Genomic DNA, 21,341 nt, shown 5'->3' with positions numbered 1-21,341 from the left:
AACAAGCCCGGCAATGGCCGGGCTTTGGTGTCTGCATTCTGCTAATCAGCTGATGGCTGCAGCAGTACCGGTTTTATCGAAACCGTCAGCAGCGATGGCAGCGGCGGTGCCGGTTTTGTCGAAACCGTCGGCTGCGATAGCCGCAGCAGTGCCGGTCTTGTCAAAACCATCAGCAGCAACGGCTTTGCCGACGTTGGTCTTGTCGAAGCCGTCGGCAGCGTAGGCGCCCGAGTGGCTGGTTTCGATGGCAGCGCTGGCGCCGGAAATGAAGTCGGCGGATTTGGTTTTGTCCGAACCGTCGGCGGCAAAGGTGTTGGCGGCCAGTACGGACAGGGTCAGGGCGAGGATCAGTTTGGTTTTCATGGTCGTTCTCCAGATTCGAAATTCGTTGGCGATGTGTTTCGCATGGGGTTCATGCTACGCCAACTAAATTGATTAAAAAGCGCAAAATAATGCTAAAAACAATCGATTAACTTGATGTTAAGGGCGACGCATTCAATTCGCTTTCGTCGTCGGAGCGAGCGTCGCGCAGTTAATCGATCAGGTAGGTGCAGGATGCGGCAGGGGCATTAACCGGTGATTAATCGCCGTTTTTTGCGTGTGTGACAGATTTTTCATGGATTCCCGACCGGTTTTTCACCCGTGCAACGCCAGTCTGCCCACGGCCATAAAGCCAAAAACCGGCCGTCACACACTGGAGCGTTGCCCGCGATGAACAAACTGCCTCAAATCACCCTGGCCTTCTGGGTCATGAAAATCTGTGCGACGACCCTGGGGGAAACCGCGGGGGATTTGTTGTCGATGACCCTTAACGTCGGCTACGCCATCAGCTCGCTGATCCTGATCAGTGTGTTTGTACTGACGCTGATCGCGCAGCTGATGTCCAAGACTTACAAGCCGTTGCTGTACTGGATCGTGATCCTGTCGACCAGCACCGCCGGCACCACCATGTCCGACTTCATGGACCGCACGCTGGAACTGGGTTACGCCACCGGTTCCATGATCCTGATCGCGATCCTGCTGGCGATCTTCGCGGCATGGCGCCTGAGCGGCGACTCGCTCAACGTGACCAAGGTGCAGAGCTTTCGCGGCGAGATGTTCTACTGGATGGCGATTCTGTTCTCCAACACCCTGGGCACCGCGCTCGGCGATTACCTGGCGGACGACTCGGGCCTGGGCTTTGCCGGTGGCGCGCTGCTGATCGGCTCGGCGATTGGCGTGGTCGTGTTGCTCAAGTACTTCACGAAGATTTCGTCGGTGGCGCTGTTCTGGGTGGCGTTCGTGCTGACCCGGCCGTTTGGCGCGACCTTGGGCGACTTGATGACCAAGTCCCATGAGAAGGGTGGGCTGGATTTCGGCACCATCGGTTCGTCGGCAGTGCTGGCGGGGATTCTGTTGGTGATGATCGTGGGCGCGTCTTATGCGCAGAAGCGCTATGGCGGCAAACAGGGCGTTGCCGAGTTGTCCTGATCGGGAAATCGGACAGGAAAGAAACGCGCGAAGGTCTTGCACCTTCGCGCGTTTTTTTGCGATCAGTCAGTGACGATGCGCGAGTGTTTCTGGGTGTCTTTCATGGTGATGTACACCAGCAGGGACACCGCGATGCAAGCGGTCACGTACCAGTAGTAACCGGTTTCCATGCCGATGCTCTTGAACCACAGCGCGATGTATTCGGCGGTGCCGCCGAAGATCGACACGGTCAGTGCGTACGGCAGGCCGACGCCCAGGGCGCGGATTTCGGTCGGGAACAGCTCGGCTTTCACTACGGCGTTGATCGAGGTGTAGCCGCTGACGATGATCAGCGCCGCCATGATCAGGAAGAACGCGCCCCACCAGGTCTGGATGGTGTGCAGGGTCATCAGGATCGGCACGGTGAAGATCGTGCCGAGCACGCCGAAGGCGATCAGGATCGGACGACGACCGATTTTATCGGACAGGCCGCCGATGATCGGTTGCAGGCACATGAACAGGAACAGCGTGGCGGCAGAAATGGTGGTGGAGTCGGAGATGCTCATGCCGACGGTGTTCACCAGGTATTTCTGCATGTAGGTGGTGTAGGTGTAGAACGCCAGCGTACCGCCCATGGTCAGGCCGACCACGGTGAGCAGTTCCTTCGGATGGCGCAGCAAGGTGCGCATGGCGCTTTCCTTGGACTTCTCTTTCTTGGTGAACGACTCGGTTTCTTCCATGCCACGACGCAGGTACAGCGCCACGATTGCGCACAGCGCGCCGATGGCGAACGGAATGCGCCAGCCCCACGCGTACAGCTCTTCGGTGGTCAGGAACTGTTGCAGCACGATCAGCACGCCCAGCGCGATGAGCTGGCCGGAAATCAAAGTCACGTACTGGAAGCTGGAGAAGAAGCCGCGACGCTCCTTGGTCGCCATCTCCGACAGGTAAGTCGCCGAGGTGCCGTATTCGCCGCCGACCGACAGGCCTTGCAGCAGGCGGGCGAACACCAGCAGGATCGGCGCGCCGACACCGATGGTTTCATAACCCGGGCTCAGGGCGATGATCAGCGAGCCGAAGCACATCAGGTAAACCGAGGCCATCAGCGCTTTTTTGCGTCCGACCTTGTCGGCGTACAGGCCCATCAGCCAGCCACCGATCGGGCGCATCAGGAAGCCCACGGCGAAGATCGCGGCGGTGTTGAGCAGTTGGGCGGTGGTGTCGCCTTTGGGGAAGAATGCTTTGGCGAAGTACAGCGAGAAGGCGGCATAGACGTACCAGTCGTACCACTCGACCATGTTGCCGACGGAACCGCTGAAGATCGACTTGATGCGACTGGCGGTGGTTCGTTCTTTGGCCGGCACGGCAGCCGACCCAAGAGGCAGGGCGTTGGAGTTATCCATTGAAGGATCCTTCGTTTAATTGTTTTTGTGGAGCGCGTTGAAACGCAGCCTGCGAGGGCTATAGCAGGAGCTGTGCCAACGGGGGGAGGGCCGGTTTAGAGGGGCTGGGAAGATTGGTTGAGCGGAAATCCGCTTATTGCCGATGGTGATTGAGCGGAAAATTGCCGAGATTTCAAGCTTCGGCAACTCCTCGCATGGGAAGCATGGCTCAGTTGAAACCGTGTTGAATTCTGGAGTGAAGATTCCTCAGGTTTGAAATCGTTGCGTTTGTCGCATCCGCAACGCTTGAGTAAGTATCGCCCGGCGCATTGCCGAAGAGCTTGCTGAACATACGAAAGGTATGAATCGAGTCGCGGTTGGCAGTATTGAACGCTGTATTGACCTTGGCCAATTCCACTTCCAATACATCAATCAAATTGGGCAGGTGCTGGTTGATCCGTTCGATTTTTTCCTGCACCGCGGGAATCATTCCGTTTTTTGCGTTTTCGATTTCGTACATGATTTCGGTGGCGCCGACCAGGGTGCTTACAACGGCACCAATCTCCCCCGAGAATGGAGATTCGTGAGCCGTCATTGCAATGGATATGAGCGGTGACGACGCTTCCTTGCTAGCCTTGAGCACGTTGAGCTCGGTGGGGGCCATAGCGCCTTCGAGCGTTTTCCGGTATTTCATGTGAGCGTAGCCTGACAGGGACGCGGTTTTGTATTCGCCTTTTCGCACGATACTATCCGGATCCAGCTTTCTGGATTTGAGCATGACTGACGTCGACAGGCCCTGCTGTTCCGTAATGTAGTCGACAGCCAGACCGGTGGCCGTCTTGGCTGCGATCCCGAGAGCGATGCCCATCCCTGTACCGACGGGGCCTGCGACTGAGCCCAATGAACCTGCCACCGCGCCGACACCGATCCCGACGCTGTAACTGATCGCTTGTTTTGCGACGAAGGTACCGGTGCGTTTGGCGGCATTCCCGGCCAGCGCTTTCCCCGACTGGAGATTGTCGAGTTGTGATTCAACGGCCCGGACCCGCAGGTCGGTGACCTCCAGAATCTTCATATGCCGGTCAATTGCGTGTGAAAGTTCCTTGCTGGCTGAGAGGGCCCGTTGATCCGCAGTGCTTTGCGTTTTCCTTGCATCGCGTTCTTGTCGCGTTTCGAGGAACGGGGTACGTCCCTGTCCGTCGTTGTCGATAAAACTGATTGGGTTGTTGCCTGCGAATCCGTACAGGTTCAGCCCGTCGACCACTCCCGCCGGATCGGCGCTTAGCCAGCGTTGCAGCCAAGGCGCGTAGTACCGCGCGCCATAGTAATACAGGCCGCTTTCATCCATTTCCTTGCCTGAATAGCGAACGAACTTGTAGGCCAGCTCGATTTCCGAGCGTGCTGCCATCCATGATGTGCCGCCAAACGGGTAATAGCCTTCGTGGCTGATCAATCGTGCCCGATGATCGAGCTCCATCAGGCACGAACCCAGGTGATCATCCAGCGTAAAACGCAATTGATCCGGATCGAGACCGGCGGGTGCACGCGCGACCCAGTGCAGGCAACGTACAGTGCCGACGCCGATGGCGAGGGTGATGACATTCAGTTCTTCGCCATTGTCTTTGCACCGGACTTCCAGCCCCGGCAGGTAGTAAACATCGTGGTAGTGGCTGTTCGAGGCCGAGTAGGTCGCATGGCGTTTGTAAACTCGCGAACCCTGGCTGTAGCGATAGAACTCAGTGTCGTCGGGAGCCGTATCGCGATGTACCAGAGTGACGCACTCCAGTTGGTCGAGAGAATCCCATTGCAGGGGATTACCAGGTTGCAGGGCCAATAGATTGCCATGACGGTCGAAGAGGGAGCCGAAGTCGGGGGCGGGGTCGCCCGAGGTCCAGCGTACTCCCCGGTTGCTGCCGGGATCGATGAGCATTTCGCGGATATGGTTGTGGCCATCACGCACATGCTGGATCCGGCATAGATTGTCACCGGCATCATAGGAATAAGTTTGAATGTAGTTACGCCGGTCATTGGGATCGGTGGGGTGCGGTCGCCCCGGGTTGTCTTGAGGCGCGGCGTCATCGTAACCGCTGGCGCTGTGCAGTCTGTACAGCGAGTCGTACTTGAATTCGCGCTGACCATCGACTCGCTGATTGGCGAAATGACGCGGCGTGAATACGTGATCGAGAATGCGGGTGATGTTACCCACCGGGTCATATTCATATTCGAAGTCCTGCAATGGCGGCAGCGCATTGAGCTGAGCCGATTGGCGTAGAAGACGCAGACTGGCCGGGTCGTAAAACCAGCGTCGGGCCACACCGTTGCCTGCCAGTTGTTCGATGATGTGCCCGGCCGCGTCATATTTCGCGTCCTGCAGGACTGCCTGCCAGTCAATCTGTCCTTTGATCTGCAGCTGTACGTGATTGATCTGCCCGGCGATGTCGTAATTGAACAGTTGGCGGTGTCCGCCGCCGTCGGTCTGCTCCAGCACGTTGCCGTCTGGACTATGGACGCGGCTGCTGGTGAACGCCTTGCCATCAAAGTAAGTGCGGGTTTCGCGCAGTGATGTACCCAGCATCGAGTAACTGTCGAATATCAAATGACCTGACGAATCCTCCCGTTGGATCAACTGGCCACGCAGGTTGAAACCTGCGTCGGCCGCTGCATCGGCGTAGACGCAGGTCTCTATGTCGGGGCGGGTGTCATGCGCCACAGCCACCAGGCGAAGTTGATCGTCAAAGGTACTTTGCCAGTGGCTGCCACGCTCGTCCCACTGGTGCAAGGGTTCACCCCCCAGCCCTGGCAGACTCAGTCGCCAACCGGCGTCCACGCTGTCGACTTTCAGCGGCTCTGCGGCCAGGTTGAGAACACTGGAGATATTGGCAATGGCAAGACGCGGGTCCCGTTGCTCCACCCTCTGCCCGGCTGCGTTATGGTGCTGTCGCGTGATCAGGGTCGTTACAGGTTCATCGGCAACCGTGCGCAGGTACGCGACCTGGCGAATCACTAGGCCACGGCTGTCGTGGACCGAAAGTGAGGGTGTGCGCCAATGGGGAGAGGTATTCATGCCATTGTGCCTCTGCCGCATGGCAGGACGAAGATACCTGAGTCTAGAGGTTACAAAGCGCAGCGTAACCTGACAGATCTGACAGGGGGGGCGGTCACTGGTCGCTATGTTTCATTAGGGGACAAACATCTCCCGGGTCAAACCATGGCGCTGCATCTTTTCATTGAACGTGCGCCTCGGCAGTTGCAGTTCCTCAAGCACGGCTTTCACATCCCCCTTGTGCCGGGTCAACGCCGCCCGCAGACACTGCGCCTCAAACGCCTCCTGCTGCGCCGCCAGCGACTGCCCCGGATCGATCCCCTGCACCGGTTCATCCAGCCCCAGCACCTGCCGCTCGGCCACGTTCGCCAACTCGCGCACATTGCCCGGCCAGTCATGACTCAGCAGATGGCTCAACTGCGCGCCACTGAGCGGCGGGAAGGTCCGGCCCAATCGCTGAGCAGCGTTCTGGGCGAAAGATTCGAACAACAGCGGAATGTCTTCGCGACGATCACGCAACGGCGGCAGGCGCAATTCGGCGACGTTCAGGCGATACGCCAGGTCCTCGCGAAAACGTCCGGCCCGGGCTTCATCGAGCAAGTCGGGTTTGGTCGCCGCGACAATCCGCAAGTCCACCCGAATGCTCTGGTTCGACCCCAGCCGCTCCAGCTTCTGTTCCTGCAACACCCGCAGCAGTTTCACCTGCTGGGCCAGCGGCATGCTTTCGATTTCATCGAGAAACAGCGTGCCGCCGTCGGCGTATTCCAGTTTGCCGATGCGCTTGCCGGAGGCCCCGGTGAACGCGCCGCTCTCATGCCCGAACAACTCGGCTTCGAACAGTTGCTCGGGGATCGCCGCGCAGTTCAGCGCCACGAACGGCTTGTCGGCGCGCGGACCGAAGTCGTGCAGGCAGCGGGCGACCAGTTCCTTGCCGCTGCCGGTCTCGCCACGGATCAGCACGTTGACCGGCAGCGTCGCGAGGTCCAGCACCTGCCGGCGCAAGGTCTGCAAGCCACGGGATACACCGAGCAGCGTTGCATCCAGTCTGGCGCGGTTGTCGGCCTGTTCGTGCAGGGCGCGGTTTTCCAGCACCAGCCGACGCTTGTCCAGCGCCCGGCGCAGGCTGCCGAGCAGGGTCTCGGGGCTGAAGGGTTTTTCCAGAAAGTCGTAGGCGCCGTCGCGCATCGCTTCGACCGCCATCGGCACGTCGCCGTGGCCGGTGAGCAGAATCACCGGCAGGTCGGCGTCCCGGCGCTGCACCTCGGCCAGCAGTTCAAGACCGCTGAGGCCGGGCATGCGCACGTCGCTGACAATCACCCCGGCAAAATGCGCGGGCAGCGCCGCCAGGCATTCCTCGGCGCGGCTGAACAGCTGCACCTCGAACCCGGACAGGCTCAGCCATTGCTCGACCGCACTGCGAATGCTGCTTTCGTCATCGACCACCATCACCGAATTGAGCATCAGATGTGCGCCTCCAGATCGATCGGCAAGGTCAGGCTGAACACCGCGCCGTTGTCACCATTCTCGGCGCACAGGCGCCCGCCGGATTCATGGACGATGGCGAACGATACTGCCAGCCCCAGACCCAGCCCGTCACCCACAGGTTTGGTAGTGAAGAATGGATCGAACACCTGACCCAGATGTTCTTCGGCGATGCCGCCGCCGTTGTCGATGACGCTCAGGCGCCACAGTTGCTCGTCGGCTTCCAGGCGGATTTCCAGACGCTTGCACGGTTTGCCCTGCATCGCATCGAGGGCATTGCGCAGCAGATTGATCAACACCTGCTCCAGGCGGATCGCATCGCCGCGCACCCACGCCGGACGGGTCAGGTGCAGCACCAGACTGACCTGTTCATCGCGCAGGCGCGCATCGAGCAATTGCAGGGCCTGATCGACCACCGTCGCCAGATCCAGCCGTTCGCGCAAGCCGCTGGGGCTCTTGCGGGCGAAGGTTTTCAGGTGGCCGGTGAGGGCGGCCATGCGCGTGAGCATTTCATCCACCGGTTTGAGCGCCTTGTAGGCGTCATCGACCCGGCCATGATCGAGCAGCAGGCGCAGGGTCGCCAGTTGCATGCGCTGGGCGGTCAGCGGCTGATTGATTTCGTGGGCCAGCGCCGCCGACATTTGTCCCAGCGCGGCGAGTTTGGCCGACTGCACCAGACCGTCCTGGGCGGTGCGCAAATCCCGGGTGCGTTCCTCGACCAGTTGCTCAAGCTCTTCGCGGCTGCGCTGGCGCATCTTCGCCAGACGCCAACGCTGGTTGAGGAACAGCAACAGGAACACCAGCGCCAGCCATACTCCGGCGGCGGCGAGCCCGGCATTGCGCTGATCCTCGAAGGAGACCTGCGGGTGCCGCAGCAGATGCAGGGTCCAGCCTTCGGCGCTCAACGGCAGCGATTCCCACAGGTAATCCGCCGTGCCTTGCGGGCCTTCGACGCGGCGCAGATCACTGTTGTCGTCGAAGCTGCGCAGCGCCAGATGCGTCAGTGGCACCAGCGACTGTTTGTCGTATTGGCGGGTGGCCTTGATCTCGCGGTAATCCGCCGGGCTCAGCGGGTGCAGCAGGCGATAACGCCAGCCGGGCTGGTTGGCGATGAAGATGATCCCGCGCGCATCGCTGACCAGCAGGGTGTCATTGCCCTGGCTCCATTCGCGCTCGAGTTCGGGGAATTCGAGCTTGACTACCATCGCCCCGAGAAACTCGCCGTTGTCGCCGAGCACCGCGCTGGACAGGAAGTAACCGGGAATCCCGCTGGTCACGCCGACCGCGTAGAAACGTCCGGTGCCCTGGGTGCGAGTCTGACTGAAATAGGGGCGAAAGCCGTAGTTGTGACCGACGTAACTGCTGGGCAGGCGCCAGTTGCTGGCCGCCACCGCAAGGCCGGTATGATCGAGCAGTTCCAGCGTCGAGGACTGCGCCGCGCCGTTGATCTTTTCCAGCTTCAGATTCAGCGCAGCCTGCTGTTCGGCATCGACGGAACCTGCCAGCGCCGCACGCAATTGTGGGTCCAGCGCCAGCACGGCGGGCAGGGCGCGGTAGCGGTCGATCAGGGTGTGCAGCGAATTGGCGTACAGCGCCAGTTGCTGATTGGCCCGCGCGGCGTCTTCTTCCAGCGCCTGGCGTTCGGCATGGCGGATCGCAAGCGTCGCGGCGAGGGCGGCGCCGGCGAGGATCAGCAGGGTGTACAACGACAGACGCAGGGTACGGGAAGTCGGCAGCATGCTGGAGCAAACGGATGGCAGGACGGGCGGGCACGATAGCACGCCGTCGAGCGGCTACAGTGCTATCGCTGCATAAAAGCCATTGATCACACGACGGCTTTTTAGGCAGGCACCCAAGGTATGACGAGTCTTTGTATGGAGTCGTCGGAGACGGACTGGCGGATCTCAACTGATCTCAATAGTCAGGGAGCGTGCGGGCCGACAGATTTGGTCCACCAGTTGTAAAGCCTGGAGTGTTTTTCCGGGGTATGACGCAGCTGGCGCTGTAAAAACAGGTTATCGGTGGACCGCGACTCCCTGTAAGCGGCAACAGAAGCTTTCGCTCGGCTGATGTTGGCAAGTGTCTCGTGGGTTTGCTGCTGCAGGTCTGAGCGGCTGATCGGAGCAATTCCGTCTGGGTCCAGAGCATCGGTTTCTAATGCAGCAAACGCTCCCTCTGCTGCGGCGGAATAACTTTCGACGGCCGCTTGCCAGTCAGAGAGCATTGTCTCGATCTTTCTAATCTTCACCGGGTCGAGCCCGTTTTTTATGTCTTCGGCTTCCACTGCTCGAGCAAACATGGCGAGAGCGGCGGGGATAATCGATATCCACGACGCCATCACTCGGTTCATGAGAAATTCAGGCATCTGAAGGGCCAGATCATCCGAGGTCTCTCGCCACGTTCTGTTTTGCCTCACGGGATCCGTGATCCCTAACCCTTTATTGATTTCACTGACTGACATTTTCGACGTTTGCGGGATCAGCGGGCCGAGCATGATCCCGGTTCTGGAGGCGATTTCGTTTGTGAACGGGTCAATCATCGCTCCGACGATGTCACCGCCGATGTTTCCACCAATCAGCCCGCCAGTGGTCAGGTAGGGGATAAAGGACAGGGGGCTTGGAAGCACCGACTCAACAAGCCCTCCGCCGAAAACGCCTGCTTCGTAGCCAGCAACACCTTTGACCGTCTCGACTGCGAGGTTCGCCATCAAATTTCTTTTGATGTTTTTCTGATGAGAGATGTTGTGAAGCTGCTGGAGCAAATGTTCGGAGTGTCCGAAGACGACGGAAATGAAGTCCGAATAATGTCTGATTGTGCTTTCCGATTTGTATGCTCCGACAGAGTCGACGTATCGCAGCGGATTATTTCCGACAAACGCATACCGGTTCAGCCCGTCCGCATCCCCGGCCGGATCGGCACTCACCCAGCGACACAACCACGGCGCGTAATACCGCGCTCCGTAGTAATAAAGCCCGGTCACATCCATTTCCTTGCCCGAATAGCGGATGAACTTGTAGTCCGCGTCGATCTGCGAACGCGCGGCCATCCAGGTGGTGCCGCCAAAGGCAAAATAGCCCTCGGCACTGATCAATAGCGCCCGCCCATCGAGTGTTTTTGTGATTGAGCCCAGGTGGTCACTCAGCGAGTACTGCAATTGATCAGCGTCGATGTCTGATGGTTTGCCGGCCACCCAGTGCAGGCAGGACACTTCGCCGACGCCGATTGCGACGGTGATCCGATGCAGTTCTTCGCCCGAGCTTTTGCTGCGGATTTCCAGGGACCCCGCGTAATGCACTTCATCGACATGGCTGACTTTGCGGGTGTGGGTTTCGTGACGTTTGTAGACCCTTGTGCCCTGGCTGTATTGGTAAAACTCCTGATCCGGTGGCCCGCCGACATGTTCGACGAGGGTCAGCGATTGCAGTTGGTTGCGGCTGTTCCAGTCCAGCGGCTGGCCAGCCTGCAGGTGCCTGAGATTGCCGGTCGGGTCGAACAGGGCGCCGAAGTCAGGCACCGGGTCCCCCTGTTGCCAGCGCACCCCGCGATTGCTGGCAGGGTCGATGAACATCTCGCGGGTGTAGGTGTTGCCGTCGCGTACGTGGGTCAGTTTTTTCAGGTTGTTGCCGTCGTCGTATTCGAAGGTCTCGACATAGTTGCGCCGGTCCCGTGGGTCGGTTGGCTGAGGCGGGCCCGTGTTGTCCTTGGGCGGGACGTCGCTGTAACCGGTGGCGCAAGTCAGGCGGTACACCGAGTCATAGCCAAAGGTGCGTTCACCGTCGACCCGCTGGTTGCGGAAAAACGTCGGTGTGTAGGTGTGGTCGACAATGCGGAGGGGGTTGCCCACCCAGTCGTATTCATACTCGAGATCATGAACCGCCGGCTCGGAAGCCTTTTGCGCATATTGCCGAAGCAGGCGTCCGTCGGCTTCCCGGTAGTGCCAGCGGCTGGTCACACCATTGCCGAGCCGTTGTTCGGTGATCTGGCCGGCGGCGTTGTAATCCGCACCTTTCAACACCGGCTGGAAGGCTTGCCCGCTGAGCCGCAGTTGCACCTGGACGAGTTGCCCGGCGATGTCATAGGTCGACTGTTGTATGTGGCCGCCGGCGTCAGTGGTTTGCAACAGTGCGCCGACGGCGCTGAAGACCAGACGGCTGGTGCAGGTTTTACCGTCCGTGAAGGTGCGGGTTTCTTCCAGCGTCTGCCCGTGCATGCCGAAGCTGTCGAGGGCAAGCGTGCCCGATGGATCGCTTAGCGCCGTCATCTGTCCGCGCAGATTGTGCGTCGGGTCGGCCGAAGCGTCGAGGTAGCGGAAGGTTTCGTAGTTTGCTGCACCGTTCTCCGTGACGACCCGCAGACGCAGTTGCGGGTCGTAGGTCATTTCGCGGTGATTGCGGTTAGCATCCCAATTCTGGAGAAGCTCGCCACCGACACCCTGCAGCACCGTGTTTTCGCCACCGTCAACGTTGATCGTCCTGATCGCCACGCCGTCAAGTCTTTGCACCGTTGTGGTATTGGGCGTGGGCAGACGCGGGTCTCGCTGGGCAACCAGTCGGCCGGCAACGTCATATTGCTGTCGGGTAATGAGTACCTGCACATCCTCTCCAGCCACCCTGCGCAGGTAGTCGACCTGTCTGATGGCCTCGCCGCGCGGTCCGTTGACGGCCACCGTCGGGGTGCGCCAATGCACGCCGGCGTTCATGGCTTGACCTTCTTCGCAGGTTTGGCGGGCTGTTTCGCGGGTTTTGCAGGCTTTCTCGCCGGTGTGTCGTCGGTGTCATTGAAGTCGTAGCTGCATTTGAACCACGGGTGCAGGAGGTCGAACGCCAGATGGCCGAGTGCATTGATGATTTTGATCGGTCGCCCCAAGGCGTCGTAGAACATCTGGTCGTGATGGCCGTGCTCGCGCATCGCGCTGTCATTGATGCAGCGATGGGTATTGAGGAAGTAGGGGCGGTAGACCCGGATGGTCTCGCCCTTGTGGTTGTATTCCACACGACTCTGCACTCGCCAGCGTTGAATGGCTGGGAGTTCGATCGGATTGCCATCGGCACCGGTCGCGAGATCGTCATCAGGGTTGGCCACAAGGGCATTGCCCGGCGTGACGAGCTGTTTGCTTTGCAGCGCGCGGCCAAAGCCGTCGACGTAGCTGATTTTCATCTGAATCTGTTGCTGCGGGTCGTTGTAGTAGCGGTCGCCCACCAGCTTGAGGCTGTGCACTGGTTGCCTGGCAGCCGTGTGGATGATCTTGAACAGGGTCTGTTCGCTGGTGCTGCGTTTTTTCAGCTGGTTCAGCCAGCGCAGCGCCGAGGCACGAATGTGGCCGTCAGGCAGGATAAAACCCTTGGCTATCCACTCCTTTCTTTTGATGGGCAGGGTTTTGAGCGGGAGCACCGGCATCCAGCTTTCCAGGTTGGTGCGCACCACGCTGGCAGCGGACACCAGCACTTTTTTCGGATTGGCAAGGGCGTATTCGACGCTCAGGTCAGTCTGTGGCGGGTAAACGGACAGGGGAGCGAAACCGGCCGGCACGCCGCGCTCGGTGCCATGAAAACTGAGCACCATGGGCTGACCGCCTGCGTCGTACAGCACTTCCTCAATGTTCTCGTTGGGATCCTTGACATTGCACGCCTGAAGGGTGTGCCAGTCGTATGTCACGGTCGTGACGCAGCCGTCCGGCAGGGTGATGGCAATGGTCACCAGATGGTCTGGATCCCAGCAGATTTGCGTCACGCCATGGCTTTCGGTCTGTTGCACGTGGGTGACGTGAAAAAAACCGGCAGCGTCGGCGAAGGTGAAAAAACCGCTCAGGGCTGACCACAGGTTTTCCAGTTCGTCCTCTTTCGAATCTTCGGGGAGAAACAGATTCATCGGCTTATAGCCGATCTTTCTCAGCTCGTTCTTAATGACAATCGGGACGCCGTCGTAGGCTGCCAGTGCCGTCTTGTCGAACACAGCCTGTTCTGTCGGTCCTTGGCGCGGCGGGTAGAGAATCTTGTCGGCAGCCTCCTTGTACGTGTGTTGCGAAAGCGAGGTCAGTTCGCGTGCGACTTTCCACTCGGTGCTGTCTTTATGCCGGTCGAAGTTTTCGAAACTGATGTCCGCCGCGCGCAACCGGCCCGGCAGTGCGCCTTTGGGGAGCCTCATCGCATTGCCGCGCTGGCGCCAGGGCAAACCGAGCAGCCAGTGGCCGTCAGTGGTCAAGTGAATGAGTTCGGCAAGGGTTTCCGTCAGATAAAAGTACTGCTGTTGCTCATCGTGGCTGTCGAGCCAGGCGCGTCGTTGATCTTCCTGATCGAAGGGCGGTTCGTCAGCGTCGGTGCGGCGGCGTGCGCAGGCGACCGCGACACCGTGAGTCAACTGACCGTATTCGTTCCACGCCAGATTGACCCCATGCTGACAGTTCGGGTCGTTCATGCAACGCTCGTATTGCTGGATGCGGTTCTCCAGTTCCAGTACCAGCAGGCTGGACGGGTTTTCCTTGACCACTCGAACCAGGTAGCGCGATTCGCTCAGGGAATACAGGCGCACAGGGTCGGGGTCGTCTGCCTGACAGACTTCGGTGCGCAGCAGGCGACCGGCGAGGGCGTAGGCGATTTCGCGATCATCGTCGGTCTTGCGCCGCATGCGAATGCGCTCTTTACGGCGTTTGGCATCGAACGCTGAAAGGACCGTGGGGCCCAGCGGTGTGATTTCAGGGTCGAGTTCGCAAATACCCTTCAGGACGAGATCGATGCTTCTACCGGTATGAAACCAGTGGGTCGTCCGCATCGGCGCCGTGTGGCCGTCTTCGGCCTTGCCCGGCTCCAGTTCGCTGTCGATCTGACAGACCCGGCCGAAACCGCGGAATTCCCGTTCGAAACCGTCGTAGTAACCTTCGCGATAGTCGAATGACTGCTTCAACCGGTTGCCGGTGATTTCATCGAGTTGCTCCAGCCAGTGGAGCACCATCTGAGGAAATGGCAACCGGCAGACCGGATGCCTGCGAGCCATCAGTTCCCGGCGTTTTTCGTCCAGCCAGAATTGCGCACTGCTGCGATGTTGCAACGTGGCACTGTAGCCCATGTTGTTGTTGCAGCCAGTGAGCAGGTATGGCCTTGCATTGACGAAGTGATACACCCAGTGCTGCGGTTTCATGTGGGGTTTGGTGACTATCAGGCTGGCGCAGCCAATGCCTTGCACGTCGGCGAGGGTCACCTGGCAGAGGTTGTCGTAGCGAATGCCTCTGGGCCACCGGACGATTTCCGGTACTTGCGCAAAGGCATTGCCACCGTAATTCCAGTAGATCTCGAAGTGATCGGAACAGAGCTTGATCAACGCAGGCGCGCCGGAACCGTCGAGATCGGCGAAACGAATGTGATCAGCATTGAAGTGCTTGTATTCGAAAGGCAGGTCGCTGATCTCGACACCCTTGCCGAATCTGCCATGACCCAGATTGGCCCACGCTTCGATCTTGTCGTGGCGAACCCTGCACAGTCCCGAGCGGTCGCTGGCGTGCAGGTTGGCGAACATCACCAGTTCGCGGCGGGCGGCGCTGAACAGCGGCAATTGATCCGGGGTATGCGGTACATCCTTGCCGGGCGCGAATCCTTTCTCCCGCGCATTGGCGTACACCCGTACGCTGTTCGGGCCGATCAGCGCGAGGTCGTCCAGACCGGCGCCGCTCAAGTCGCCCATCTGGGCCAATGGGTGGAAAAACTCCACGGGAAACTGGCTGAACGGTTTGAACAACGACCAGGTGCCGTCCGGGTTGAGCGTGTAATACCCGCTGCCACCGGGCTGGGCGACGACCCAGTCCAGATGGCCATCACCGGTAAGGTCAATCAGGATTACGGTCACCGGCTTGCTGCTGTCGATGTTCGGAATCAGCGGCAGCAGGGTCCAGGGGCCGTAGACGATTTCGTCGGTGCCGGGCGTGCCGCGCAGAGGTTCGCGGTAATACCAGGCACCGTCGTACCGGCAGAGAAAACCGGGCAGGGCTTCACCGAAAAGATCGACACAATGGTAGGGCTGGCCGTCGTCGAGACCAGGCATGTGGTCGAGGGCCAGAAAGGCCTGGGGGAATGGATTGGGCCTGAACCGTTCATAGAAGTACTCCAGCGGGGTAACGTGTTTGATATGCTCCTGCGCGTCGTAACTCATGTAGTGGGCGGCTTTCAGGTGGTTGTATCGATGCGATGTCGGTTCATGTTCCAGCAACAGGCGATTGACCAGCACCGGAGCAGGGCCGATGGCGTTGAACAGCAGGAACTGTTGGCACAGGCGCCGAGTGCCGACTTCAAAGCCGTCGCGATGCATGCGAAAGGGGTCGGAACGAACCTTCCAGGCGGTTTCGTCGGCGGCGTACGGTGGAACATCGTCATGCCCGCATTCGCGTTCGCCGTAATCAATGATCAGTCGGAACAGCCAGTTCAGTAACTCCGGTTGCGCGTGATCAAGACAGTACAGATCGGCACTGGCGGTCTTGTTGCAATAACAGATCTGGCGCAGATAGCGTTGGGCGCTGTAGTCAAAACGGGCGTCAGCGACTTTGTCGTCGGCCTTGTACTGGTAAAGGATGTTTTCGCCCACGGTGTTCCTGACTTCCCTCACCAACCACATAGCGACATGTTTCGGGTCTGCCGGGTCATGGATGCAGGAATCCAGGGTATTGCCATAGCAATACCGAGTGCCATCGGCGCCAAAGACCACCCAGAACGGGTGACCGCCATCGGTGGGGGTCCAGAGTTCGTAGCGGGTGAAGGTCGTTTCCAGACGCGGAATATAGAGCACCACTGAATAGGTTCTGGCGCTCCTGCCTTTTCCGCGCGTACGTTTTTTTGCCTTGATCTTGCCGCGCGTCGTCACTTCAGGCCGCAGTTCGACGCCGTCTGCCAGCATGTAGTCGGTGGGCAGGTAGCGCGGTACTCCCTTGCTGGTCTTGCGCGAGATGGCTGGATACGGCAGATCCCAGCCAAGTCCGAACTTGCTGTTGCCCGTATTGCCGTTATAAACCAGCTGCCACTCGGGAAACAGTGTGCGGCCGGGGGCTGACAGTGTTGGCAGCGGCAAGGTGTAGGACCGCTGTCCGGTCGCACCGATCTCCCCCCAACTGCGACCTTTCGTAGCGATGGACGCTGTCGGGATAATGGAGGGCGGAATGACGAGCGAATCTGCATCAAGGTCCATGGCAACGCCACCTTTGAACGCCGAGTTTCCACGCTAACAGAGGACATGGGGCGCGGCACCTGTCAGATCTGACAGGTGCCGACTGACGGCAGGCGAAAAAAAACCGGGCGGTCATCGCTGACCGCCCGGTTTTTTTACAGGCAGATGAAGCGCTTACTGCACTTCAACCGCCAGGCTTTCGCTGATCTTCTGCTGCCAGATCGCAGGACCGGTGATGTGTACCGATTCACCTTTGCTGTCCACCGCAACGGTGACCGGCATGTCCTTGACCTCGAACTCGTAGATCGCTTCCATGCCCAGCTCGGCGAACGCCAGAACCTTGGACTTCTTGATCGCTTGCGCCACCAGGTAAGCGGCACCGCCGACGGCCATCAGGTACACAGCCTTGTTGTCCTTGATCGCGTCGATGGCGGTCGGGCCGCGCTCGGACTTGCCGATCATGCCCAACAGGCTGGTCTGCTCAAGGATCTGACGGGTGAACTTGTCCATCCGCGTGGCGGTGGTCGGGCCAGCCGGGCCAACCACTTCGTCACCGACCGGATCAACCGGGCCGACGTAGTAGATGAAGCGACCCTTGAGGTCCACCGGCAGGGTTTCGCCCTTGTTCAGCATCTCGACCATGCGCTTGTGCGCGGCGTCGCGACCGGTAAGCATCTTGCCGTTGAGCAGAACGGTTTCGCCCGGCTTCCAGCTCTGCACGTCTTCCGGGGTCAGGGTGTCGAGGTTGACGCGGCGGGCCGACGGGCCGGCTTCCCAGACGATTTCCGGATAGGCGTCCAGCGGTGGCGCCTCCAGGGTCGCCGGGCCGGAGCCATCCAATACGAAGTGGGCGTGACGGGTGGCGGCGCAGTTCGGGATCATGCACACCGGCAAGGAGGCGGCGTGAGTAGGGTAATCCATGATCTTCACGTCGAGCACGGTGGTCAAGCCACCGAGGCCCTGGGCGCCGATGCCCAGCTGGTTGACCTTCTCGAACAGCTCCAGACGCATTTCTTCGATGCGGTTCTGCGGGCCGCGGGCTTTCAGCTCGTGAATGTCGATGGATTCCATCAACACTTCCTTGGCCATCACAGCGGCTTTCTCGGCGGTGCCGCCGATGCCGATGCCCAGCATGCCCGGCGGGCACCAGCCGGCGCCCATGGTCGGAACGGTCTTCAGCACCCAGTCGACGATCGAGTCGGACGGGTTGAGCATGGCCATTTTCGACTTGTTCTCGGAACCGCCGCCCTTGGCCGCCACGTCCACTTCCACGGTGTTGCCCGGAACGATGGAGTAGTGGATGACCGCGGGGGTGTTGTCCTTGGTGTTTTTACGCGCACCGGCCGGGTCGGCCAGGATCGAGGCACGCAGGACGTTTTCCGGCAGGTTGTAGGCGCGGCGCACGCCTTCGTTGATCATGTCGTCCAGGCTCATGGTCGCGCCATCCCAACGCACGTCCATGCCCACACGCACGAACACGGTCACGATGCCGGTGTCCTGGCAGATCGGCCGGTGGCCGGTGGCGCACATGCGCGAGTTGATCAGGATCTGCGCCATCGAGTCACGGGCCGCTGGCGATTCTTCGCGCAGGTAGGCTTCGTGCATCGCCTGGATGAAGTCCACGGGGTGGTAGTAGGAAATGAACTGCAGGGCGTCGGCAACGCTCTGAATCAGGTCGTCTTGCTTGATCACGGTCATGAGTCGCGCTCCTCTAAAAGACGGGAACATTCAATAAGGTGCCTGCGGCTTGGGTGCATCGGTCGGTCGCAGACACCTTTCAAGGCACGCCGGGGCTGCTGGCGCGACGCTAAAAAGGCGCGGCAGTATACCGCGCCTCGGTGGCGGGCACATCTGCCGGGAGTCATTCGTTGGTCGCATGGCTGCAGGTTTTTGACGCCAAATACCCGGCCCGAAAATCAATGGTCATTTATCGACTGGGCCACTAAAGTGGCAACCGGTCTGTAGAGTAGGACACTCGGTCAGCCTCTTATCGCACGGTGAGTCAACGATTGACCCATAACGCCATTCAACGTCTTTTGCTCAAACGCTTCGCCCTCGCTGCAGCCACCTATGGATTGGCCTTGCTGCTGCTGTGGCTGGCGTATTTCACCGGACACTACAACGACTCGCTGGCGGGCGTCGCCGTCGGCAGCGCGCTGGTGGTGATCAGCCAGGCGACCCTGTTCGCCATCTTCTTTTCCGGCTGCAACCTGCGCTTCTCCGACCCGAGCCTGACCGAAGTCCAGGTGCTGCTCGGCCTTGGCTGGCAGACGTGGTTGATCGCGCATCTGGACGAAGCCAGGGGCGAGTTCCTGGTCTTTTATGTGCTGATCCTGCTGTTCGGTCTGTTCCATCTTTCGCGCCGGGCGTTCGTGCGCTGCGCGATGCTGGTGTTCTTCAGTTTCTGCGCCATCACCTTGTGGGACGGCTATCACTTCCAGTTACCCGACCCGGCGCTGGCCGCGTTGCAGGTGTGCATCCTGCTGATCGTGCTGGTATGGCTGGTGATTTACGCCCGCTTCGTCCAGACCTCGCGCCAACGCATGCGCCAGCGCCGGTTCGCCTTGCAGGCGCATCAGGACACCCTGCGCGGGATGATGCGCCAGCTCGAAGACCTGGTGGCCACCGACGAACTGACCGGGCTGTTCAACCGCCGGCACTTCCTGCGGCTGGCCACCCGCGAGCTGAATGCGATGGAGGCCGACGTGGTGCATGGTCTGGCGCTGATCGACCTCGACCACTTCAAACGCATCAATGATATTCACGGCCACGCCGCCGGCGATCAGGTGCTGCAAGCCTTCGCCGGCGTCGCCGGGGCCTGTCTGCGCGACGGCGATGTGCTGGCGCGTTATGGTGGTGAAGAATTCGTGGTGCTGCTGCCCGATTGCAACGCCGAGCGCCTGACCGCCTGTTGTGAACGCCTGCGCATCGCCTTCACCGATGTTGAACTGGTGGGCCTGAACGTGAAAAACCTGAGCCTGTCCGCCGGCATGACCCTGCTGGAACTGGGCGATGATCTGGACGATGCCTTGCAGCGTGCCGATCAGGCGCTGTACCGGGCCAAACGCGACGGGCGCAACCGTTGCGCGGCGGCGTGGGAGAACGTCGATGCCTGAACTGCGGGTCGGTGAACGACAGTGGTCGGTGGCGGCGGGCAGCAACCTGCTCGATGCCCTCAATCAGAACGGTGTGGCGGTGCCTTATAGCTGCCGCGCCGGCAGTTGCCATGCGTGTCTGGTGCAATGCGTGCAGGGTTTGCCCGCTGACAGTCGCCCCGATGCCCTGAGCGCCGAGCAGCGTGATCAGGGTTGGCGGCTGGCCTGCCAGTGTCAGGTGATCGAAGACTTGCAGGTACACGCCTTCGACCCCGTCACCGATGGGCGCCCGGCCACGGTCGAAGCGCTGGACTGGCTCGGCGACAGCGTGTTGCGACTGCGCCTGACACCTCAGCGGCCGTTGCGCTACAGCGCCGGTCAGCATCTGGTGCTGTGGGCCGGCCACATTGCGCGGCCGTATTCGCTGGCGAGCCTGCCGGAAGAAGACCGCTTTCTTGAGTTCCACCTCGATTGCCGCCAGCCCGGCGAATTCAGCGATGCTGCGCGCCGCTTGCAGATCGGCGACCCGATCCGCCTCGGCGAACTGCGCGGCGGTGCGTTGCATTACGACCCGGACTGGCATGACCGTCCGCTGTGGCTGCTGGCCGCCGGCACCGGGCTCGGCCCGTTGTTCGGCGTGTTGCGCGAAGCCTTGCGTCACGATCATCGAGGCGCCATCCGCGTCATTCATCTGGCCCATGATGCCGACGGGCATTACCTGGCCAAACCCCTTGAAGCACTGGCCGCGCAGCGGGAAAACCTCAGCGTCGAATGTTGGACGGCGGCCGAGTTGCCGGGCGCTTTGGCGCAACTGCGCCTTGTCTCCCGACAAACCCTGGCCTTAGTCTGCGGCTCGACTGCCAGCGTCGACGCGTTTGCCAAGCGTCTGTTCCTGGCCGGACTGCCGCGCAATCAACTGCTGGCCGATGTCTTCCTGAGCCGTGGTTGAGCGCTGAATTCTCAGACGCGAGACACACCATGCCCGAAGCCATCCTGCTGCACCGCGAACGCGGTTTGCTGACCCTGCGCCTCAACCGCCCGGACAAGAAAAACGCCCTGACCCGCGCCATGTACAGCCAGTTGGCCGAGGCGCTCAAGCAGGCGAATCACGACCCCGAGATCAACGCCGTGCTGATCACCGGCAGCGCCGAGTGCTTCACCGCCGGTAACGACATCGCCGACTTCATCCAGCAACCACCGAGCGACCTCGACAGCCCGGTGTTTCACTTCATGCTCAATCTGCTGGAGTGCCGCAAACCGGTGATCGCCGCCGTGGCCGGCGCGGCGGTGGGGATTGGCACGACGCTGTTGCTGCATTGCGATCTGGTGTACGTGGCGCGGGATGCGCGGTTGCGCATGCCGTTCGTCAATCTCGGGTTGTGCCCGGAGTTCGGTTCCAGCCTGATCCTGCCGCGATTGCTCGGGCAGGCCAAAGCGTCGGAGTTGTTACTGTTGGGTGAAGGTTTTACCGGTGAGCAGGCGGCGCAATGGGGGATTGCTACCGAGGCGCTGAGCAGTGGCGAAGCGGCACTGGCCAAGGCGCGGGAGATGGCGCTGCGGTTTGACGAGTTGCCGGCCGAGGCGGTGCGCATCAGCAAGCAGTTGATGCGGGCGCCGGATCGCGAATTGATTCGCAAGGTGATCGAAGAGGAGGGCGCGCTGTTCACCCAGCGGTTGCGCTCGCCGGAGGCGTTGGCGGCGTTGACCGGGTTCATCAAACGGCATTGAAAGTCCTGAAATGAAAAA

At 60.5% G+C, this 21,341-nt stretch carries 12 protein-coding genes; 4 read left to right on the top strand and 8 right to left on the bottom strand.

Going from position 1 to position 21,341, the window contains the following annotated elements; all coding sequences use genetic code 11:
* Nucleotides 1-45: 45 nt before the first annotated feature.
* On the bottom strand, nucleotides 46-363 hold the full coding sequence (locus AC1RT4_RS15045) for a hypothetical protein (RefSeq protein WP_085730226.1): 318 nt from the start codon (nucleotides 361-363) through the stop codon (nucleotides 46-48).
* A gap of 348 nt (nucleotides 364-711) precedes the next feature.
* On the opposite strand from AC1RT4_RS15045, the gene AC1RT4_RS15040 reads away from it, so the two are divergent.
* Nucleotides 712-1,470: a COG4705 family protein gene (locus tag AC1RT4_RS15040; RefSeq protein ID WP_493085991.1), complete on the top strand. Its 759-nt coding sequence runs from the start codon at nucleotides 712-714 to the stop codon at nucleotides 1,468-1,470.
* A gap of 62 nt (nucleotides 1,471-1,532) precedes the next feature.
* Here the strand turns inward: AC1RT4_RS15040 and AC1RT4_RS15035 are convergent, their stop codons facing one another.
* The 7 genes from AC1RT4_RS15035 to AC1RT4_RS15005 form a co-directional block, all read right to left on the bottom strand.
* Nucleotides 1,533-2,852, bottom strand: a complete 1,320-nt coding sequence (locus AC1RT4_RS15035; protein ID WP_007960177.1) for an MFS transporter — start codon at nucleotides 2,850-2,852, stop codon at nucleotides 1,533-1,535.
* A 208-nt stretch (nucleotides 2,853-3,060) separates the two neighbouring features.
* Nucleotides 3,061-5,895 (bottom strand): RHS repeat-associated core domain-containing protein, encoded by a 2,835-nt coding sequence (locus AC1RT4_RS15030; RefSeq protein ID WP_493085989.1) that lies wholly within the window; start codon nucleotides 5,893-5,895, stop codon nucleotides 3,061-3,063.
* A 114-nt stretch (nucleotides 5,896-6,009) separates the two neighbouring features.
* On the bottom strand, nucleotides 6,010-7,335 hold the full coding sequence (locus AC1RT4_RS15025; RefSeq protein ID WP_493085987.1) for a sigma-54-dependent transcriptional regulator: 1,326 nt from the start codon (nucleotides 7,333-7,335) through the stop codon (nucleotides 6,010-6,012).
* Nucleotides 7,335-9,095 carry a sensor histidine kinase gene (locus tag AC1RT4_RS15020; RefSeq protein WP_493085985.1) on the bottom strand — a complete coding sequence of 587 codons (1,761 nt, stop codon included), beginning with the start codon at nucleotides 9,093-9,095 and terminating at the stop codon, nucleotides 7,335-7,337. Before AC1RT4_RS15020 ends, AC1RT4_RS15025 begins: the two co-directional genes overlap by 1 nt.
* A 182-nt stretch (nucleotides 9,096-9,277) precedes the next feature.
* The gene (locus tag AC1RT4_RS15015) at nucleotides 9,278-12,055 is read right to left on the bottom strand and encodes an RHS repeat-associated core domain-containing protein (RefSeq protein ID WP_493085983.1); all 2,778 of its coding nucleotides are present in this window, start codon (nucleotides 12,053-12,055) and stop codon (nucleotides 9,278-9,280) included.
* Complete coding sequence (locus AC1RT4_RS15010; RefSeq protein ID WP_493085981.1) at nucleotides 12,052-16,521, bottom strand: SpvB/TcaC N-terminal domain-containing protein; 4,470 nt, start codon at nucleotides 16,519-16,521, stop codon at nucleotides 12,052-12,054. Before AC1RT4_RS15010 ends, AC1RT4_RS15015 begins: the two co-directional genes overlap by 4 nt.
* A 153-nt stretch (nucleotides 16,522-16,674) precedes the next feature.
* The gene (locus tag AC1RT4_RS15005; protein WP_493085979.1) at nucleotides 16,675-18,198 is read right to left on the bottom strand and encodes a fumarate hydratase; all 1,524 of its coding nucleotides are present in this window, start codon (nucleotides 18,196-18,198) and stop codon (nucleotides 16,675-16,677) included.
* 311 nt (nucleotides 18,199-18,509) lie between these two features.
* On the opposite strand from AC1RT4_RS15005, the gene AC1RT4_RS15000 reads away from it, so the two are divergent.
* Genes AC1RT4_RS15000 through AC1RT4_RS14990 form a run of 3 tightly spaced genes read left to right on the top strand, consistent with a single transcriptional unit; the run spans nucleotide 18,510 to nucleotide 21,323 of the window.
* On the top strand, nucleotides 18,510-19,616 hold the full coding sequence (locus AC1RT4_RS15000; RefSeq protein ID WP_493085977.1) for a GGDEF domain-containing protein: 1,107 nt from the start codon (nucleotides 18,510-18,512) through the stop codon (nucleotides 19,614-19,616).
* Complete coding sequence (locus AC1RT4_RS14995; RefSeq protein ID WP_493085973.1) at nucleotides 19,609-20,544, top strand: iron-sulfur-binding ferredoxin reductase; 936 nt, start codon at nucleotides 19,609-19,611, stop codon at nucleotides 20,542-20,544. Before AC1RT4_RS15000 ends, AC1RT4_RS14995 begins: the two co-directional genes overlap by 8 nt.
* A 29-nt stretch (nucleotides 20,545-20,573) precedes the next feature.
* A complete protein-coding gene (locus AC1RT4_RS14990; RefSeq protein WP_493085970.1) occupies nucleotides 20,574-21,323 on the top strand; it encodes an enoyl-CoA hydratase-related protein in 750 nt (249 codons plus the stop codon).
* Nucleotides 21,324-21,341: the final 18 nt, after the last annotated feature.

This window comes from Pseudomonas sp. GW821-FHT11D10 (assembly GCF_058808435.1).
Note: the sequence above shows the minus strand (reverse complement) of the source record. Positions and strands in the feature narration are given on the sequence as shown.

Bases quoted from the DNA above. Each gene is read 5' to 3' on its own strand.
- AC1RT4_RS15045 (WP_085730226.1), bottom strand. From the start codon at position 363: ATGAAAACCAAACTGATCCTCGCCCTGACCCTGTCCGTACTGGCCGCC.
- AC1RT4_RS15040 (WP_493085991.1), top strand. From the start codon at position 712: ATGAACAAACTGCCTCAAATCACCCTGGCCTTCTGGGTCATGAAAATC.
- AC1RT4_RS15020 (WP_493085985.1), bottom strand. From the start codon at position 9,095: ATGCTGCCGACTTCCCGTACCCTGCGTCTGTCGTTGTACACCCTGCTG.
- AC1RT4_RS15015 (WP_493085983.1), bottom strand. From the start codon at position 12,055: ATGAACGCCGGCGTGCATTGGCGCACCCCGACGGTGGCCGTCAACGGA.
- AC1RT4_RS15025 (WP_493085987.1), bottom strand. From the start codon at position 7,335: ATGCTCAATTCGGTGATGGTGGTCGATGACGAAAGCAGCATTCGCAGT.
- AC1RT4_RS15005 (WP_493085979.1), bottom strand. From the start codon at position 18,198: ATGACCGTGATCAAGCAAGACGACCTGATTCAGAGCGTTGCCGACGCC.
- AC1RT4_RS15030 (WP_493085989.1), bottom strand. From the start codon at position 5,895: ATGAATACCTCTCCCCATTGGCGCACACCCTCACTTTCGGTCCACGAC.
- AC1RT4_RS14990 (WP_493085970.1), top strand. From the start codon at position 20,574: ATGCCCGAAGCCATCCTGCTGCACCGCGAACGCGGTTTGCTGACCCTG.
- AC1RT4_RS15010 (WP_493085981.1), bottom strand. From the start codon at position 16,521: ATGGACCTTGATGCAGATTCGCTCGTCATTCCGCCCTCCATTATCCCG.
- AC1RT4_RS14995 (WP_493085973.1), top strand. From the start codon at position 19,609: ATGCCTGAACTGCGGGTCGGTGAACGACAGTGGTCGGTGGCGGCGGGC.
- AC1RT4_RS15035 (WP_007960177.1), bottom strand. From the start codon at position 2,852: ATGGATAACTCCAACGCCCTGCCTCTTGGGTCGGCTGCCGTGCCGGCC.